Origin of the sequence: Paenarthrobacter sp. YIM B13468, assembly GCF_042788025.1 — a bacterium.
GTDB lineage: Bacteria > Actinomycetota > Actinomycetes > Actinomycetales > Micrococcaceae > Arthrobacter > Arthrobacter aromaticivorans.
The window spans coordinates 66,885-84,637 of sequence record NZ_JBHZPI010000015.1 but is presented as its reverse complement, the minus strand read 5'-3'; the positions used below and the strand labels follow the sequence as shown (position 1 = coordinate 84,637).

The 17,753-nt window shown below is 62.4% G+C and carries 20 protein-coding genes; 13 read left to right on the top strand and 7 right to left on the bottom strand.

The window, feature by feature from the left end; all coding sequences use genetic code 11:
- Nucleotides 1-53: 53 nt before the first annotated feature.
- The 6 genes from ACFX4T_RS15270 (at nt 54) to ACFX4T_RS15245 (ending at nt 7,030) form a co-directional block, all read left to right on the top strand.
- Nucleotides 54-893, top strand: coding sequence for a sulfurtransferase (locus ACFX4T_RS15270; RefSeq protein WP_377652575.1), 840 nt, complete (start codon nt 54-56; stop codon nt 891-893).
- A gap of 175 nt (nt 894-1,068) precedes the next feature.
- Nucleotides 1,069-1,362 carry a hypothetical protein gene (locus ACFX4T_RS15265; protein WP_216922182.1) on the top strand — a complete coding sequence of 98 codons (294 nt, stop codon included), beginning with the start codon at nt 1,069-1,071 and terminating at the stop codon, nt 1,360-1,362.
- Nucleotides 1,363-1,440: 78 nt separating this feature from the next.
- The gene (locus tag ACFX4T_RS15260) at nt 1,441-1,704 is read left to right on the top strand and encodes an antibiotic biosynthesis monooxygenase (protein ID WP_216922184.1); all 264 of its coding nucleotides are present in this window, start codon (nt 1,441-1,443) and stop codon (nt 1,702-1,704) included.
- Between the two features lie 160 nt (nt 1,705-1,864).
- Nucleotides 1,865-3,376, top strand: a complete 1,512-nt coding sequence (locus tag ACFX4T_RS15255; protein ID WP_377652574.1) for an aldehyde dehydrogenase family protein — start codon at nt 1,865-1,867, stop codon at nt 3,374-3,376.
- Nucleotides 3,377-5,017, top strand: a complete 1,641-nt coding sequence (locus tag ACFX4T_RS15250; RefSeq protein WP_377652573.1) for a GMC family oxidoreductase — start codon at nt 3,377-3,379, stop codon at nt 5,015-5,017. It begins immediately after the preceding gene.
- A 408-nt stretch (nt 5,018-5,425) separates the two neighbouring features.
- Entirely contained in the window at nt 5,426-7,030 is a 1,605-nt protein-coding gene (locus ACFX4T_RS15245; RefSeq protein ID WP_223947758.1) for an APC family permease, read from the top strand.
- Nucleotides 7,031-7,099: 69 nt separating this feature from the next.
- Here ACFX4T_RS15245 and ACFX4T_RS15240 read toward each other — a convergent pair whose 3' ends face one another.
- Nucleotides 7,100-8,320 carry an acyl-CoA dehydrogenase family protein gene (locus ACFX4T_RS15240; protein ID WP_377652572.1) on the bottom strand — a complete coding sequence of 407 codons (1,221 nt, stop codon included), beginning with the start codon at nt 8,318-8,320 and terminating at the stop codon, nt 7,100-7,102.
- Between the two features lie 136 nt (nt 8,321-8,456).
- Here ACFX4T_RS15240 and ACFX4T_RS15235 point away from each other — a divergent pair, with 136 nt between their 5' ends.
- The 7 genes from ACFX4T_RS15235 (at nt 8,457) to ACFX4T_RS15205 (ending at nt 13,670) form a co-directional block, all read left to right on the top strand.
- Entirely contained in the window at nt 8,457-10,175 is a 1,719-nt protein-coding gene (locus tag ACFX4T_RS15235) for an AMP-binding protein (protein WP_377652571.1), read from the top strand.
- Nucleotides 10,176-10,199: 24 nt separating this feature from the next.
- Nucleotides 10,200-10,709 carry a MarR family winged helix-turn-helix transcriptional regulator gene (locus ACFX4T_RS15230; protein WP_223947755.1) on the top strand — a complete coding sequence of 170 codons (510 nt, stop codon included), beginning with the start codon at nt 10,200-10,202 and terminating at the stop codon, nt 10,707-10,709.
- A 55-nt stretch (nt 10,710-10,764) separates the two neighbouring features.
- Nucleotides 10,765-11,706, top strand: coding sequence for a hypothetical protein (locus ACFX4T_RS15225; protein ID WP_377652570.1), 942 nt, complete (start codon nt 10,765-10,767; stop codon nt 11,704-11,706).
- A 4-nt stretch (nt 11,707-11,710) separates the two neighbouring features.
- The gene (locus ACFX4T_RS15220; RefSeq protein ID WP_377652569.1) at nt 11,711-11,917 is read left to right on the top strand and encodes a hypothetical protein; all 207 of its coding nucleotides are present in this window, start codon (nt 11,711-11,713) and stop codon (nt 11,915-11,917) included.
- A 122-nt stretch (nt 11,918-12,039) separates the two neighbouring features.
- Nucleotides 12,040-12,705, top strand: coding sequence for a TenA family protein (locus tag ACFX4T_RS15215; RefSeq protein ID WP_377652568.1), 666 nt, complete (start codon nt 12,040-12,042; stop codon nt 12,703-12,705).
- A gap of 394 nt (nt 12,706-13,099) precedes the next feature.
- On the top strand, nt 13,100-13,297 hold the full coding sequence (locus ACFX4T_RS15210) for a hypothetical protein (RefSeq protein WP_308169273.1): 198 nt from the start codon (nt 13,100-13,102) through the stop codon (nt 13,295-13,297).
- A complete protein-coding gene (locus tag ACFX4T_RS15205) occupies nt 13,269-13,670 on the top strand; it encodes a formylglycine-generating enzyme family protein (protein ID WP_377652567.1) in 402 nt (133 codons plus the stop codon). Before ACFX4T_RS15210 ends, ACFX4T_RS15205 begins: the two co-directional genes overlap by 29 nt.
- A 63-nt stretch (nt 13,671-13,733) precedes the next feature.
- Here ACFX4T_RS15205 and ACFX4T_RS15200 read toward each other — a convergent pair whose 3' ends face one another.
- The 6 genes from ACFX4T_RS15200 to mmsB all read right to left on the bottom strand — a co-directional run bounded on the left by ACFX4T_RS15200 (nt 13,734) and on the right by mmsB (nt 17,746).
- Nucleotides 13,734-14,507, bottom strand: a complete 774-nt coding sequence (locus ACFX4T_RS15200; protein WP_377652566.1) for an ABC transporter permease — start codon at nt 14,505-14,507, stop codon at nt 13,734-13,736.
- A complete protein-coding gene (locus tag ACFX4T_RS15195; RefSeq protein ID WP_377652565.1) occupies nt 14,500-15,288 on the bottom strand; it encodes an ABC transporter ATP-binding protein in 789 nt (262 codons plus the stop codon). Before ACFX4T_RS15195 ends, ACFX4T_RS15200 begins: the two co-directional genes overlap by 8 nt.
- Before the next feature lie 76 nt (nt 15,289-15,364).
- Nucleotides 15,365-15,496, bottom strand: a complete 132-nt coding sequence (locus ACFX4T_RS15190; RefSeq protein WP_377652564.1) for a hypothetical protein — start codon at nt 15,494-15,496, stop codon at nt 15,365-15,367.
- A gap of 90 nt (nt 15,497-15,586) precedes the next feature.
- The gene (locus ACFX4T_RS15185) at nt 15,587-15,880 is read right to left on the bottom strand and encodes a DUF4190 domain-containing protein (protein WP_216922199.1); all 294 of its coding nucleotides are present in this window, start codon (nt 15,878-15,880) and stop codon (nt 15,587-15,589) included.
- A 126-nt stretch (nt 15,881-16,006) separates the two neighbouring features.
- The gene (locus ACFX4T_RS15180) at nt 16,007-16,786 is read right to left on the bottom strand and encodes an enoyl-CoA hydratase (RefSeq protein ID WP_377652563.1); all 780 of its coding nucleotides are present in this window, start codon (nt 16,784-16,786) and stop codon (nt 16,007-16,009) included.
- A gap of 36 nt (nt 16,787-16,822) precedes the next feature.
- Nucleotides 16,823-17,746, bottom strand: coding sequence for a 3-hydroxyisobutyrate dehydrogenase (mmsB, locus tag ACFX4T_RS15175; RefSeq protein WP_377652562.1), 924 nt, complete (start codon nt 17,744-17,746; stop codon nt 16,823-16,825).
- Nucleotides 17,747-17,753: the final 7 nt, after the last annotated feature.

Sequence of the window (17,753 nt, the reverse complement as noted above, 5' to 3'; positions counted from 1 at the left end):
CATAATGGGACGTTTTTGCTCGAATAGTGGACGCACCCTCTAGCCTGCACTGTATGGATGATCGTCGGATAACCCCAGCGGACCTTCCGCCCTTTGTTGATGCCGAATGGCTCAAGGCACACCGAACCAACGTTGTCACCGCTGATGTTCGGTGGTACCTCGACGGCGCGTCAGGCCGTGCAGCGTACGACGGCGGGCATCTTCCAGACGCGGTGTTCGTGGACCTGGACTCTTGGCTGTCGGGCAGCTCGGGACCACACGGCCTGAACCCTCTTCCCGACCCCGAAGTGTTCGCACAGGGAATGTCTTCCTTGGGAATCGGCGACTCAACGACCGTCGTCGCGTATGACGACGCGGGAGGAGTCATCGCAGCGCGGCTCGTGTGGATGCTGCGTGCGCTGGGGCATCGGGCGGCGCTGCTCGACGGCGGGATTGCCGCGTGGACAGGACCGCTCGAGACGATACCCGCCAAGCCGACGCCCGCGACTTTCACGCCGTCTCCGTGGCCGAAGGAGCTTCTAGCCCGGCTTGAGGACATTAGCGCAGGGGCTGCCGGGATCATTCTCGACGCCCGGAATGCCGACCGCTTCGACGGAAGCCTGCAGCTGCCCACCGATCCCCAAGCCGGACACATCCCCGGCGCCGTGAACGTCCCGTGCCGTGGGAACCTCGCCCCGGATGGACGCCTGCGCCCGATCGCCGAGGTCCGACGAGCGTTTGCGAAGGTTGGGATCGAAGATGCGGCTGCCGTCATCTCCTACTGTGGATCAGGCGTCACGGCCTGCCACAACCTTCTCGCTCTCGAGCATGCAGGACTTGGCCGCGGCCGCCTCTACGCAGGCGGGTGGTCAGAGTACGGAGCCGAGCCCGGCCGCCGGGCCGAGCTTGGCTGACGGTCGCCGCCCATGGGAATCGCCGGTGGTTTGCGTAGCAACACTGCACCCAAACCGCCCCTGCAGAGCAGCCTCCTTACTCCCCGTCAGGGGCCTATTGACCGCATATTTGGGCGGGTCTAGCGTTGCGAATGGCAGTGGGATCATCCCCCGCCAATCCCATTGGAGGTCCATTATGGCCATTGCAGTAATCATGGATTTCACCGAAGGCACCCTGGAGGATTATGACAAAGTGGTGCAGCGACTAGGACTCGCTCCGGGCGGACCCGGGGCCCCGGGCGGGCTTTTCCATTGGGTATCGGGGACTGACCATGGCGCCCGGATCGTGGATGTATGGCGGACCCGCGAACAAGCCGATTCCTTCTATCAAAACAAGCTCGGCCCAGTTACAGCCGAACTCGGAATCGCGCAGCCGGAGATCAGCTATTTCGATGTCCACAATTTCCAGACGGCGGGACCTGAGGACTGACAGCCTCGCAGAGTCTGACGCGGGACGCCGGCCCCCGCCGTCCCGGTTTTTGAGCTACACCACCCTAAGGAGAAGTCCATGGCACTGTCCGTTGTTACCCACAAAGTGGCTGATTTTGGCGCATGGCATGACGTCTATAAAAGCGTTGCGGATCTGCAGGCCGCGGGCGGCGTCACACAGGAATCTTTCCACCGGAAGGCGGATGACCCCGACACCGTGCTCGTGCTGCACTATTTTGACTCAGTAGAGAAGGCGCAGGCCTTCTTCGCCAACCCCGAACTCCAGGAAGCCATGAAACGCGGTGGAGTCATCGGAGAGCCAAGAATCGAATTCTACGAATAGCCCCTTCGGACCACGACGGCGCCCTCCGGCAACGGTAGGGGCGCCGTTGTTGTCTGCCCCGGAATGGCAGTAGCAGCACCTAACGCGCAGCCCGAAAATTTTGAACATTTGTTCATACGTACCCTTGAACAGATGTTCAAGATGCACTAATCTCCAATGTATGACCCAAGCCACATTCTCCGAAACCGCATCCACGCTTTTCATCAACGGCTCGTGGGAGCCGGCTGCGTCCGGCGCGGTCCGCACAATCCACAACCCGGCCGACGGCGAACTGGTCGCCACGGTGTCTGAAGCTGGCCGCGAAGATGCCGAGCGCGCCATTTCTGCCGCTCGGGCAGCCTTTGACTCCGGCGTCTGGTCCTCTGTCCCGGCGCCCGATCGCGGTGCGTTCCTGCTGAAGGTCGCCGCGGAACTGCGCGAACGCCGGGAGAAGTTCGCCCGCGCCGAATCGCTGGACACCGGCAAGCGGATCATCGAAAGCCGTATCGACATTGACGACATCGCTGCCTGCTTCGAATATTTCGGAAGGCTCGCCGGTCAGTCGGCGGGCCGGGTAGTCGACGCCGGGGACAACGCCGTCGCCAGCAAAATCGTCTACGAGCCCGTTGGCGTCTGCGGTTTGATCACGCCGTGGAACTACCCGCTGCTGCAGGCTGCATGGAAGATCGCGCCCGCACTGGCGGCTGGCTGCACCTTCGTCCTCAAGCCGGCCGAGCTGACCCCGTCCACCGCAATCCTTGCCATGCAGCTGCTCAAGGACCTTGGCCTGCCCGACGGCGTCGCCAACCTCGTGACAGGCCCGGGCGCCAAGGCGGGCGCACCCCTGTCGGAGCACCCTGACATTGACCTGGTCTCCTTCACCGGCGGATTGGAAACCGGCAAGCGCATTGCCGCCGCGGCAGCCGGCACGGTTAAGAAGCTGGCGCTTGAGCTCGGCGGCAAGAACCCCAACGTCGTGTTTGCTGACGCTGATTTCGACGCCGCCGTAGACAATGCGCTGAACGGGGCCTTTGTGCACTCAGGCCAGGTCTGCTCCGCCGGGGCACGGCTGGTGGTGGAGGAATCCATCGCCGAGCGCTTCGTCGACGAGCTGGTCCGCAGGGCAAAGGACATCCGCCTCGGTGGCCCGTTCGATGAGTCCGCCGAGACCGGACCGCTGATTTCCGCAGCCCACCGCGACAAGGTGGATGCCTACGTCCAGCGTGGCGTGGCGGAAGGCGCAAGGTTGCGGTGTGGCGGCGCAGCGCCTAAAGGGGAGAAATACGACGCCGGTTATTACTACCAGCCGACCATCCTGGATCGCGTCCAACGCGGGATGTCGGTTGTGGTCGACGAAGCCTTCGGCCCGGTAGTAACGGTGGAAACCTTCCGGACGGAAGACGAAGCCGTGGCCACCGCGAACGACACCATCTACGGACTGGCCGGCGCCGTCTGGACCCAGGACGCAGGCAAGGCGCAACGGGTAGCAGGCCGCCTGCGCCACGGCACCGTTTGGATCAACGACTACCACCCCTACCTTCCACAGGCCGAATGGGGCGGCTTCGGCCAGTCCGGCGTCGGCCGCGAGCTCGGTCCCGCCGGACTCGCTGAATACCAGGAAGCCAAGCACATCTACCAGAACACCAACCCGCAGGTAACGGGCTGGTTCGCTGACCGCAGCAAGGAGAAATAGATGCACACCGACAACATCGAGAACCTCAATGACCGAGGGTTCGACTACGTCGTCATCGGCGGCGGCTCTGCCGGCGCTGCAGTGGCCGCACGACTGAGCGAGGATCCTTCCGTTTCCGTTGCACTGGTTGAAGCTGGTCCGGATGACCGCGGCCTCCCCGAGATTCTGCAGCTTGACCGATGGATGGAACTGCTGGAGTCGGGGTACGACTGGGACTACCCAGTGGAACCGCAGGAGAACGGCAACTCCTTCATGCGCCACGCCCGCGCCAAGGTCATGGGTGGCTGCTCGAGCCATAACTCCTGTATCGCTTTCTGGGCTCCTCGTGAAGATCTGGACGAGTGGGAGTCAAAGTATGGCGCCACTGGCTGGAACGCTGCTGCCGCCTGGCCCTTGTACAAGCGGCTGGAAACCAACGAGGATGCGGGCCCGGATGCTCCCCACCATGGCGACTCGGGGCCCGTGCACCTGATGAACGTGCCCCCGGCGGATCCCACCGGCGTCGCGCTTCTTGACGCCTGCGAGCAGGCCGGCATCCCCCGCGCAAAGTTCAATGACGGCAGCACCGTGATCAACGGGGCCAATTTCTTCCAGATCAACCGCCGTTCCGATGGGACGCGTTCCTCCAGTTCGGTTTCCTACATCCACCCCATCATCGATTGTGAAAACTTCACGTTGCTGACCGGCCTGCGTGCCCGCCAACTGGTGTTCGACGCAGACAAGCGCTGCACCGGCGTCGACGTCGTCGACTCGGCTTTCGGCCGGACCCACCGGCTCACAGCGCATCGCGAGGTCATCCTGTCCACGGGAGCCATCGACTCTCCCAAGCTCCTCATGCTCTCCGGCATCGGCCCGGCCGCGCATCTCGCAGCACACGGCATCGACGTGGTGGTCGATTCCCCCGGTGTCGGCGAACACCTGCAGGACCACCCGGAAGGCGTGGTGCAGTTCGAGGCAAAGCAGCCGATGGTGGAGAGCTCCACCCAGTGGTGGGAGATCGGTATCTTCACCCCAACCGAAGAGGGTTTGGATCGCCCCGACCTGATGATGCATTACGGCTCTGTCCCGTTCGACATGAACACCCTTCGCTACGGCTACCCCACCACGGAGAATGGCTTCAGCCTCACCCCGAACGTCACCCACGCCCGTTCCCGCGGAACCGTCCGGCTCCGCAGCCGGGACTTCCGCGACAAGCCGATGGTTGACCCCCGCTACTTCACGGATCCGGAGGGCCACGACATGCGGGTCATGGTTGCCGGCATCCGCAAGGCGCGGGAAATCGCCGCGCAGCCCGCCATGGCTGAATGGGCCGGCCGGGAGCTCTCCCCTGGTATCGAGGCACAGACGGACGAGGAACTGCAGGATTACATCCGCAAAACGCACAACACGGTCTACCACCCCGTCGGCACTGTCCGGATGGGTCCCGTGGACGATGACATGTCCCCGCTGGATCCGGAGTTGCGGGTCAAGGGCGTCACCGGCCTGCGCGTTGCGGATGCCTCCGTCATGCCCGAGCACGTCACCGTCAATCCCAACATCACCGTCATGATGATTGGTGAGCGATGCGCGGACCTCATCAAGGCCAGCCGGACAGATGAAACCACGACGGCGGTGGCGGACTTCAGCTTGACCCCCGCCTGAGCAGGTGGTTGCCACTGAAAGCACCGGTGGAGGGTGCACACCCAGCGCCCCCACCGGCGTTTTCCGTGCCCGCGTTTCCGTGCTCACGTTTCCGTGTCCGCGTTTCCGCGTCCAGGGGCGCTATGCCTGAAAAGGCGCCACATTATCTTGAACATTTGTTCATAACAAGTCTTGAACGCCTGTTCAATCTGAACTAACCTCTTCTTATGACCCACGCCACACCTATACGGTTGCGGCTTGGCGGGCATGGTCCGGACTTCGACCACATCGAAGGCCCAGCCAGCCCCGTAACAACAAATGGGGGAACAGCCGGAGGCACATAGTGGTGCCCGGCCTTTTGATTTCGACTGCGACCAATGGCGGCCGCAGGTCATCACCATTCGGTGCACGTCTGAGTTAGGAGTTCGAATGTCAGAACCCAGCAAATTAGGACCCAGCAAGAGCGATGCAAGCGGCATGGACGAGTTTGGCTACGCGCAAACCCTTGACCGCAGCATCGGCAAGTTCGCCAGCTTCGCCGCCGGCGTCAGCTACATCTCCATCCTCACCGGCGTTTTTCAACTCTTTTACTTCGGCTTTTCCACGGCCGGACCCGCCTACGCGTGGTCATGGCCCATCGTCTTTGTCGGCCAGCTGATGGTGGCCCTGTGCTTTGCCGAATTGGCCGGCCGCTACCCGGTGGCTGGATCTGTGTACAACTGGGCCAAACGGCTCTCAAGCGGAACGTGGGCCTGGTTGGCGGGCTGGTTGCTCCTGCTTTCCTCGATCATGGCGCTGGGATCAGTTGCCTTGGCCCTTCAAATCACCCTGCCGCAGATCTGGAGCGGCTTCCAGCTTGTGGGCGATGGAACCGGCCCTTACGACTTCGCCGTCAACGGTGTCATCCTCGCCAGCATCATGATCGGCATTTCCACACTCATCAACGCTTTCGGCGTGAAACTCATGACCATGATCAACAGTGTGGGCGTATTCGTAGAACTGGTTGCGGCCGTCCTGCTGATCGCGGCACTGATTTGGCATTCGGTGCGGGGACCGGAAGTCCTCCTGGACACTGCCGGATTCGGCGAAGGACATCCTCTGGGCTTCTTCGGGGTGTTCATGATTGCCGCCATGGCGTCCGGCTACGTCATGTACGGGTTCGACACCGCCAGCTCCCTCGGCGAGGAAACCAAGGACCCCAAGCGCACGGCTCCCAAGGCTATCCTGCGTGCTGTTACGGCGTCCTTCCTCTTGGGCGGACTACTCCTCCTTGGCGGAATCCTGGCCGCACCCGATCTGTCCGATCCCAAGCTGGGAGCTGCCGATGGCGGTTTGCAGTACATCGTTCTTTCGGTGCTGGGCGGCCCCTTCGGCAAGGCCTTCCTGGTCTGCATCGTGGTGGCAGTCGTGGTCTGCACGCTGGCCGTGCATGCAGCAGCAATCCGCATGATGTTCGCCATGGCCAGGGACAACAACCTCCCCTTCAGCCGCCAGCTCAGCAAAGTTCACCCCACCCGCAAAACCCCCACGGTGGCTGCCATCGTTATCGGTACAGTGGCGGTGATCCCGCTGATCGTCAACATCTCCCAGCCGGCCATCTTCACGATTCTTTCCAGCATCAGCATCGTCCTGATCTACCTCTCCTACCTGCTGGTCACCGTGCCAATGCTGCGGCGCCGGTTCCTTAAGAAGTGGCCCCTGAAGGACGACGGATCCGAACCGGGGTTCAGCCTCGGCAAATGGGGACTGCCCGTGAACATAGTGGCAGTGCTCTGGGGTGGAGCGATGACGTTGAACCTGATCTGGCCACGGCCGGAGATTTACAACTCAGTACCGCCCTTCGAGTGGTACCTGCAGTGGGGCGGCGTTATGTTCGTTGCTGCGGTGATCATCGGCGGAACGCTCCTTTACCGCCTCCGTATCAGGCACCGGACAGGGGTTTTGGCCGAGCACGCCGCCGCTGCCCCTTCCCCCGAACCAGCCTCCCCGGAGCCAGCCTCGGCAGAGCCTATCCAGGTCCTAACCCGAAGCTAATAGCAGTTTCCAAATGAGGGCATCTCTTCGCCGGCGTTCCACGGGCGAAGAGATGCCCTCATTGTCGATTTAGACGAACGCCGACTTTCCCGTTACCGCCCTGGCCACGATCATGGAGTTGATCTCGTAACTGCCCTCGTAGGTGTACAGGATTTCGGCGTCGCCAAAGAGCTTGCCCATCTCGTAATCCGTGGTGATGCCGTTTCCGCCCATCAGGGATCGGCCGATAGCCACGGACGAGCGCGCCAAGCGTGTGGTGGTCGCCTTGCACATCGCGGCCTGCACCATTTCCAGCTTGCCCGCTTGTTGGATACGTGCGAGTTCCACCATCAAGGACAGTGAGGCATTGGCGTTGCCCAGGATGTCCGCAAGTTGCTGCTGGATGAGCTGGAACCTGGCCAATTCCTTGCCGAACTGCTTGCGTTCCAGCGCGTAGGAGCGGGCAATATCGAAGGCCGCCAATTGGATGCCTGCAGCCTGCCAACCAACCCAGGCCCGCGAATCCCGCAGCAGGTCATTGGCCCGCGAAAACGCCGTGGCGCCGGGCAGCATGTTATCCACGGGAATCCGGACGTCGTCCAGCGTGATGTCCGCATTCTGCATGATGCGGAGGCCGATCTTGTTGGTGATCTTGGTGGCCGAGTAGCCTGCCCGGTCCGCCTCCACGATGAAGCCCTTGATCTGGTGATCAGACACATCACGGGCCCACACCAAGGCGAAGTCGGCAATCGTGCCGGCCCCAATCCAGCGCTTGGCACCGTTGATGACCCATTCGCCGCCGTCGCGTCGCGCCGTCGTCGAGAGTCCTCCGGCGATGTCCGATCCGTGGTCCGGTTCCGTGAGCGCGAAGGCGCCCAGCCGGGTAAAGGCCTCCAGCCCGGGCAGCCACTTCCGCTTTTGTTCGGGAGAGCCAAGTTCATGGATCATGCCGACGATGAGTTCGTTGTGGATCCCCACCAGCGCGGAAAGCGACACGTCTGCCCGGGCAATCTCGGTGTACATGAGGCCCTTGAACAGCTTGGAGGAGCCGTCGGTCTGCAGCCCGCCGAGCCCATATTTGGCCATCTCGGCCAGGAGCCCGAACGGGAACTCTTCTCGGTTCCAGTATTCGATGCTGGCGGCGCGGATCCGCGTTTGGAGGAACTCCCGCACCTCCGCGTACCGCACCCGCTCCCCCGCAGGAAGCAGGTCTACCACGTGCATCAGGTCCGCCTCCGGATAAGGAGGGAGGACTTTCTGTGTCGGTTCGCCGCTGGTAACGGTGCCGGCAGCTGCTTTTTCGTCGAGCATTTGACCCCTTCGTCATGTCCAACGCAGGCTCTTCCAAACCCTTGGATGTCCTAGTATATTGCAAGGTGATGTGGACCACTAGGCGGGATGCTCCGGCGACGGCGCCGAGGCAGTATTCCCCAGCGAAAGGCGGACTATGACAGTCACAGAAGACTTCCGTGCGGCCCGTGACCGGCTGCTGGAACTGCGCGAGGATTACAGGCAGGCCCACAAGGAATTCGAATGGCCACGTTTTGACGAATTCAACTTCGCCCTGGATTGGTTCGACCAGATCGCTGCGGATCCGGAACGGGGAAACAAACCGGCACTGGTCATCGTGGAGCAGGACGGCAGTTCCACACGGCGCACGTTCGCGGACCTTTCAAAGCGGTCCTCCCAACTTGCCAACTGGCTGCGCAACGAGGGCGTCAAGCGCGGGGACCACATGATCATCATGCTCGGCAACCAGGTGGAGCTATGGGAGCTCATGCTGGCCGGCATCAAGCTGGGCATCGTCATGATCCCCACCACCACCCTCATGGGCGCCCGGGATCTTCAAGACCGGGTAGAACGCGGCGGCGCAAACTGGGTGGCCGTGGGTAGCGCCAACATTGGGAAGTTCACCGCTGTGGAGGGCGATTACACGCTGATCGAGATCGGCGGGGAACCGGCCAATGCCGAAGCCACGCAGTATGCAGATTCATTCTCCGCACCGCAAGAGTTCACGCCCGACGCCCCCACCAAGGCGGACGAGACAATGCTGCTCTACTTCACGTCCGGCACCACTTCGCGGGCCAAGCTCGTGGAGCACACCCACACCTCCTACCCCGTGGGCCACCTTTCCACGATGTACTGGATCGGCCTTGAACCGGGCGACGTGCACCTCAATGTCGCCTCGCCCGGCTGGGCCAAGCACGCCTGGTCCAACGTCTTCACGCCCTGGATCGCCGAGGCCTGCGTCTTCATCTACAACTACGAACGCTTCAATGCGGCCGCCCTCATGGACCAAATGGGCCGCGAACGAGTCACGAGTTTCTGCGCGCCGCCAACCGTCTGGCGCATGCTCATCCAGGCAGACCTCACGCAACTGGCCTCGCCGCCCCATAAGGTGGTGTCCGCCGGCGAACCGCTGAATGCGGAAGTCATCGGCCAGGTGGAGGAAGCCTGGGGCGTCACCATCCGCGACGGTTTCGGCCAGACCGAATCCACCGTCCAGATCGCGAACACGCCGGCACAGCCGGTGAAGATCGGTTCCATGGGACGCCCGCTGCCCGGGTACGACGTCGTCCTTGTGGACCCGCTCACCGGTAAGGAAGCCGACGACGGCGAACTCTGCCTCCGCTTGGACCCCCGGCCCGTGGGGCTCATGAAGAGTTACTTCGGCGATGAAGCGAAAACAGCAGAAGCGTTCCGCGACGGTTACTACCACACCGGGGATATGGCGAGCCGGGACGCCGACGGCGTCATCACTTATGTCGGCCGGGACGACGACGTCTTCAAATCCTCCGACTACCGTTTGTCGCCCTTCGAACTCGAAAGCGTACTGATTGAACACCCCGCAGTGGCGGAGGCCGCCGTCGTACCTTCGCCTGACCCCGTGAAGCTTTCGGTGCCGAAAGCGTTTGTGGTGCTCGCCGCCGGCTACGAACCCGGACCTGCCGTTGCCGAGGACATCCTGCGATACTGTCGGGAGCACCTGGCGCCCTTCAAACGGATCCGGCGACTCGAATTCGGCGAACTGCCCAAGACCATTTCAGGCAAGATCAGGCGCGTGGAACTACGCGGCACGGAAGTGGCGCGCCACGGCAGCGGACCGCTGCCGGCCGGTCTCGGCCTGGAGTACACCGAGGAAGAGTTCCCGAATCTGAAAGACTAGCCACCCGAGCAATGAAGGAGGCCCATGGGCACCCCACTCCCCCGCGACCCCATCGCCGACGCCCAACGAAACTGGGAGCGGCATGGTTGGGGCGATGTTGCCGCGCCCATGGCTGCCATCACAGCGATCATGCGCACCCAGCAGATCCTGCTTGCACGCATCGAGACGGTCCTCAAACCGTTCGGACTGACGTTCGCACGCTACGAACTCCTCGCGCTGCTGAGTTTCGCCCGCAGCGGCGCACTCCCCATGAACAAGGCGAGTGCGCTCCTGCAGGTGCATCCCACCTCGGTGACCAACGCCGTCGATCGTCTCGAAAAGGCGGGCCTGGTGGCCCGTTCCCCACACCCAACCGACGGACGCACCACGCTGATCGAACTCACCGCAGAAGGCCGCACCCTGGCGAAGAAGGCGACGGCGGCCCTCAACTCTGAAGTTTTCGGCAACTCGGGCTTCGGGGCCGACGACGTCGATCACCTCATCCGCGTCCTCGGGACCTTCCGCAGGGATGCCGGGGATTTCACCGAGGAGTGACTGAAGGCGCTCGCGAGCGTATCCTGAGATTCCATTGCCGCAGTGGGGGTGGAGCATGGCCAAGGACCCGGGACAACGCCGCAGCGTACTTCTGCGCCCTTTCCTGTTGGCCATGCTGGGTTCATCCGCATGGATGGTCTGGCTGGCCGGGCCTTCCGCAGCAGCGACGGACATTGTGCCCGTCATTCCGCCGCTGCCCAGCGGCTCCACCTCGCTCACCCAGACTTTGCAGGCCCCGTCGATCACATCCGTTGAAGACGCTGTTGATTCAGTGGCCTCCAGTCTTGAGCCGATACCCGAGGTTCCGGCACTGCCTGAGGTTCCTGTTGTTCCCACGCTGCCTGCAGTGACCGTCCCGGAAGCTCCCCTCGACGTCGTGGTTCCCGAGGTACAGGGGTTACTTCCAGTGGAGGATGTCCCGGGCCTCCTGCCCGAAGTACCTGACATACTCCCGGTGCCCGCGTTGCCGGGCTTACCCGATGCGCCGGAGTTGCCCGGGCTGACCGGCCCTCCACTTCCTCAGCTGCCAGGCCCGCTACCGGAGCCCCTGCCAAACCAGTTGCCAACCCAGTCGCCAAACCAGCTCGACGGCGTTGCCTCGCCTACGGTGCCGACCTTCGGGGAAGCCACTACCTCGCCGGCAAGCGCCCCCACGCTGCCCCTCGCCGTCGTACTCCAAACCACGCAAGCCGGGGCACCTCTGCTCGGAGGCATCACGCTCCCCGGGCCCTTTTCAATGCTTGACCCAGTGGGCGTCCCGGCCGCCCTAATGCCAGGCCCCGTGAATCCCGTTCCGGACCCGCCACTTCATCCCGCCTTGACGCCAAGTGCTGCAGGCTCATCCGGAGCCCGCGGCCCAAGCACTTCCGCCCCCGGATCATCCGACATCCCGGACGTCCTCTCACCACTGCCGCCGCCGCGAGCCGGACCTGTGACGGACCGGCAGCGAAGCGCAGCACCACAACCTTCGTTCGATCCAGGGTCCCGACCTGACTGATGCGGTGATTCCTGCTTTGGCAGGCATCACCACCTGCGGCGACCGTCGCAGGCATTTCATCAGCCAGGAGGCACTCATGCTTCGCAAGATCCAGATCCCCGCCCGCAACCACGCAAAGGCATCCGCCAGCCAACGAATCGGCTTTTGGCCCGACTTCGTCGGCAACTGGCCGGATCCAATGAAAGCGGAAAGGGGCCGGAAAGTCTGCTGAAGGGCACATCGCCCAAGAAACAACGACGCCGGCCGGACAGTCTGACTGTCCGGCCGGCGTCGTGCTGTCCGAAGTCCGCGGTGGCTGCTAGGGTGCGGTACTGATACTTCAGGAGGAAACACGTGGGCTTTGCCGAAGAACTCAAGCACGAGTGCATCAAGAATTGGGACGCCGCGATCAAGCATCCCTTTGTGGATCAGTTGCTCGGCGGGAATCTTTCCGAGGACAACCTTCGGCGATACCTTGTGCAGGATTACCAGTTCTGCGATGCCTTCACTGCACTCCTCGGGCAAGCAGTTGCCTCCGCGCCGTCGTTATCCTCACGGTTGGTGTTCGCGCGGGTCCTGGGCGCATTCGCATCGGACGAGAACACGTACTTCCAAGACTGCTTCAATGAACTAAACGTTGCGGAGGCTGACCGGACCGGGCCCGCACTGGGAAAAGTCACCCGCGACTTCGATGCCCTCATGCGTGCCGCCCTGACTACCCGCTCCTACCCGGACGTCCTGGCTGTCCTCCTCGTTGCCGAGTGGCTTTACGGGGATTGGGCTGCGCGGGCCGGGGATCCTGAAATGTGGCCGGCCGCGCCAAAGCACTCGGAGTGGATCCGCCTCCACAACAATCCCGAGTACAACGCCTGGGTGACGTGGCTACGGGAGGAGTTCGACGCCGTCGAGCCTGTAAACCCGGAAGTTCGCGCCCGCGTCACGGAGACGTTCCGCGAGGCTGTGCGCCTGGAGCTTGCGTTCTTTGACGCCGCTCTGGTCCCGTCGGGCGTCCCGGCGTAGAGCAAGGTCCGCCACCCCGGCCTCCACGCGTTCCGGACTCATTCTGCGCTGCTTGCCTAGTCCTGCTTCTCGACGCGCGGCCGCGGCATCGACGGACCGTCCGCCCCCGGGGGTTCCTCCACAACCTGCTCGGGACACGGCTCCGGAAACTCCCCAAGCTGTGTCCAGTGCCAGCCTTCCAGGCAGTCATCGTTATCGCAGAACCCAGCCGTCATTGTGCCCCCAAATCGTCGCCAAGCTGTCCCTATTTAAGTCGCCAAGCTGTCCCTATTTAAGAGGCGGCAACCACGGGGGCGTGACGGGGAAAGAGTTAGTGAATAGGGAAAGGTGACATGGCTACGGGCGGAGTTCGACGGCGTCGGGCCTGTATGCCCCGAAGCTTGACGTACACCTCGTGAGCACAGTGAGAGCATTGGGGATGGCTATTTTCGATCTTCGCACGCTGCCCGCCGGGCACGTGGAGTTACACGACGCGCGCCGCCAACGCCGATGGTCTGTGCAGCTCGAGGCTTTTGAGATCGGAGCAGTTCCTGTGACCAAGGCACAGTGGGCGAAGGTCTTGGATGATGTTGACGGCCCGGTTGCTCAATGACATCGCGTGGACGTCCGAGGACGATGTAGAAGACCCTCAGATAGTGGGATCGAAGAGTGCCAACGCTTTTGGATTGCACGACACCCTAGGAAATGTGTGGGAGTGGTGCTGGGATTTTCTTGATCCGGCTCGTTATGGGGACTATCGCGTCTTCCGTGGAGGAGGGTTCGCGGACAAGCCTTGGAGTGTGCGCGCGTCGACTCGGCGGGGAGGCGCACCTGGAATGAGTCACCCTGACGTCGGCCTGCGATTTGCGAGAGGTTCGTTCAGCACAGGGCATGCAGCGCAAGGGTGGTCAGCAAAGTCGGACATCGAGCGCGGAAGAATAAGCGGAGCGTTGCCTTCAGGGTGGACGCCCCGGCGGCAGTCCTAGCCTTGTTGAGCGTACGCAAGCCCCGTGTCATCAACCTGCGGGGACAGTACAGCTAGCCGTCCTCTACTGGGCCTCCCATCGGAACCAGCGGATTCCGATGAAGGAGAACACGATGATGTATCCCAGGCAGGCCAGCAGTGAGTAACCGTCTTGGGCGCTCCACGTGGCTTGGCTCAGCACGCTGGAGAAGAAAGCCATGAGGGCGCCGACGGGTGACCAGTCGCCGATGGTCTTCATAGTGTCACCCAGGATCCCGGACCCACCCAGAAGCCCGAGGAGCAGCAGAATCACGAAAAGGACCCGGCCGATCGCATTGATGGCGGTGGACGATTTCACCACTCCAACCAATGCCTGCCCGATGGCCAGGAACATCGCGGCACCGAGGACGGCAATGGCCAGGATGAGGGCGTACTGGCCCGCGTTGAGCGAGAGGCCGTGGAGGATGGTACCGACGATCACTACGATTGCGGACGCGATCAGATTGGTTGCCACCTGGACCACGAGCCTGCTGGTCATGATCATCCAGGTTGGTGCTGGGGTGACTCGGAGCCTTTGCAGCACGCCCATCTCCCGGTCATGGGCCAGCGTAAGGCTGTAACCCAGCAGGCAGGAGGTGAGCAGCCCAAGGATTAGGGCCAGGCCGATGACGAGGTCCGAGCCGCCAAGGCGTGATTGGGCCTTGCCGAAGGTGGTGACCACCAGGACCACGATCGGCAGCAGGATGCTCAAAACGACCGATACCCGGCTGCGTAGAAGCACGATCGAATCCGCGAGAAGCAGCGATCTCATGGCCAGTGCCAGCGAGGGCCTTGCAGCAGAGTTGCGATCGTCAATCACGGATCTCATCCCCTGTCAGTCCGATGAAGACGTCTTCCAATGTAACGGCGCCGTGTGCGACGGCCAGCACCTCAGGATCGTCCTTGTGTTTGTTGATCAATTCAGCGGGAGTCCCGAGGGTGAGGAGTTTGCCGTGATCGATAATCGCCACCCGATCGCAGACCGCTTGGGCTTCCTCCATGGAATGCGTAGTCAGAACTATGCTGCTGCCGTCGCCACGCAGTTTCTCAATCCTCTTCCACAGAGTGCGCCGAGACTGCGGGTCCAACCCTGCCGTCGGCTCGTCCAACAACAGCAGCAGCGGGTTGTGGATGGTCGCAATGAACAATGCCAGTCGTTGCTGCTGACCTCCGGAAAGGTGCTTAAAGCGCTTGCCCAGTTCCTCGCCGAGTCCGAGAGTACGGATGCTCTCGCGGATCTGGGCGCGTGAGAGTCTTACCCCATAAAGGCCCGCGTACAGCTTCACGATCTGCTCAATGCTCAACTCGGCCTGAAAACTGGAGGACTGCAGTTGCACGCCGAGTAGAGCCTTCGCCTCGATCGGGTACCGTTGGACCTCGACGCCGTTCACGACCACATGGCCGGACACCGGTTTCACCAGACCCTCCAGCGCGCTGAGCGTGGTGGTCTTCCCTGCCCCATTCGGGCCCAGCAAACCGAAGATCTCTCGGCGGTCAACACGAAAAGCCAGCCCATCGACCACCGTCCGGCTGCCATAGGCGACCCGCAAGTCACTTATCTCCAGCACTGGTGGCTCTACCGACTCATTCATTTCACGCATCGGAACGCATTCCCTCAAGACGGACTGTCCGGCGGGCGCCGTGGCACAAGCATAGGGCAACCAGCTGAGGGCCGAGCTAGGTGTCAGCGAGGCTTCGCTCAGACTCAATCTGATCGCCCGCGTAGTGGCATGCCACCGGGATATCGCCCAGTTCGGTCCAGTGCCAGCTGTCCGGGCAGTGGTGATTATCGCAGAATTGCCACGTCATTTCGTTCCTCAGTCGTCGCCCTGTTTGTCCTTATATAGGACGGCCCCCGGGCGGAATCGTGACGAGGAAAGTATCGTGACCTGCGTCCTACTAGCGGGCCACCGAAAACGAAAAGATGAGAGCCGACACGAGGGCCAGGGCGGCGATACCGTAACCGACAACCAAGGCACCAACTGCAAGAGCCCGTCCGCGTTCTCCACGCTGCTGGATCTGGTTGAGGGCGACGTGACCTGCACCCACAACGAAAACTGCGATGACGGCCATCCCCGCGAAGAACAGCCCCACGAGGGCCAGCACTGCCATCGCTGCTGCCACGATGGCCTGGCGGTTGATCGGTTGGGCGGATGCTTCCGTTTGGCCGGTTTGAACGATCTCCGTTGACATGTTCTCTCCCCATTTGTCGGTGCCAACGAGTCTATCCTCGTGCATGCCAAAACTACGTTGCGGGGCCTGCTTTGCGCGCTACGAGTCGCGTCAAGGGCGCAAAGCAGGCCTCACAACAACAATCAACTACCGGTGCTTGAACTCGGGCTGCCGCTTCTCGCTGAACGCAGCCATGCCTTCCTTCTGGTCCTCAGTGGCGAACAGTGAGTGGAACACCCGCCGTTCGAAGAGCACTCCCTGTGCCAGACCCATTTCAAACGCAGCATTTACGGCTTCCTTGGCCACCATGGCTGTGGGCTTGGACTTGGAAGCGATGACCTCGGCGGCTTTCACGGCCTCGTCAATGACTTCAGCTGCGGGGACAATCCGGGAAACAAGTCCTGAGCGTTCGGCTTCCTCAGCGTCCATGAACCGGCCTGTGAGGACCATGTCCATCGCCTTGGCCTTGCCAACGGCCCGCGTTAGCCGCTGGGAGCCGCCCATTCCGGGGATAACGCCCAGGTTGATTTCCGGCTGGCCAAATTTTGCGTTGTCCCCGGCAATGATGAAGTCCGCCATCATGGCTAATTCGCAGCCCCCGCCCAGCGCAAAGCCGGAGACCGCTGCAATGACGGGGATGCGGAGTCGCGTGAGGTCCTCCCAGCGGCGGAACCAATCGGCCGCATACATCTCCATATAGCTCTTGGAGGACATCTCCTTGATGTCGGCGCCTGCCGCGAATGCCTTGGCGGATCCGGTGATGACCACGGCGCCGATGTCAGGATCGGTGTCCATTGCGGTGACTGCGTCCACAAGTTCGTTCATGAGTGCTGTGTTCAGCGCATTCAACGCCTGCGGTCGGTTCAAGGTCACCAAACCAACGCGGCCCCGGCGTTCCACCAGGACGTTCCCGTACTGCTCCGTCATTCTTTCCCTCTCACCCAACATCATGTACAGAAACCCTCACACAGACTTGTCGCGTATGTCCGTGATGATGCCGGAGAAGTCACGCCCAGCACCTTCACCAGCGGCGTAGGCATCGTAGATCCGGGATGCCAACGGTCCCATTTCTGCTGCAACTCCAGTGCTTTCCAACGCATTTACGGCCAGCCGAAGATCCTTGGCCATCAGTGCCCCGGCAAATCCGGGCTGATAGTCGCGGTTGGCCGGGCTGGTGGGGACGGGACCGGGAACAGGACAGTTGGTGGTCAGGGCCCAGCACTGTCCGGAAGCGTTGGAAGCGACGTCGAACAGTGCCTGGTGCGTGAGTCCAAGTTTCTCGCCGAGCACGAAGGCCTCCGCGACAGCAATCATGGACACACCCAGGATCATGTTGTTGCAGACCTTGGCTGCTTGCCCGGCACCGTGATCCCCGCAATGCACGATCCTCTTGCCCATGAGTTCCAGGATGGGTTTGACTGTCTCGAAATCCTCCGGCAAAGCGCCGACCATAAAAGTCAGGGTGCCGGCTTCGGCACCCACGACGCCGCCGGAAACCGGGGCATCCACGGAGCGGTGCCCCGCTTCAAGAGCAATGACGGCTGCCTGCCGGGCCTCGTCGACGTTGATAGTGGAACAATCCAGGAACAAGGTATCCGGCGCGGCCACGGACAGCAGCCCCGGCCCGTCAACACCACGGTACGCATCCAGCACTTGCTTGCCGCTGGGCAACATGGTCAACACCACGGCCGCGCCGTCCACGGCTTCCTGCGCCGTGGATGCCATGGGAATTCCGTGGGCCTTGGCTGCCTCGACGGCCGCGGGCACGGGGTCATAACCGATCACCTCATGCCCTGCCTTGATCAGGTTGGCTGCCATGGGCCCGCCCATATGGCCGAGTCCGAGGAAAGCGATGAGTCCCGTTGCCGATGCTGCGTTCTCTGTCATGTCGTCT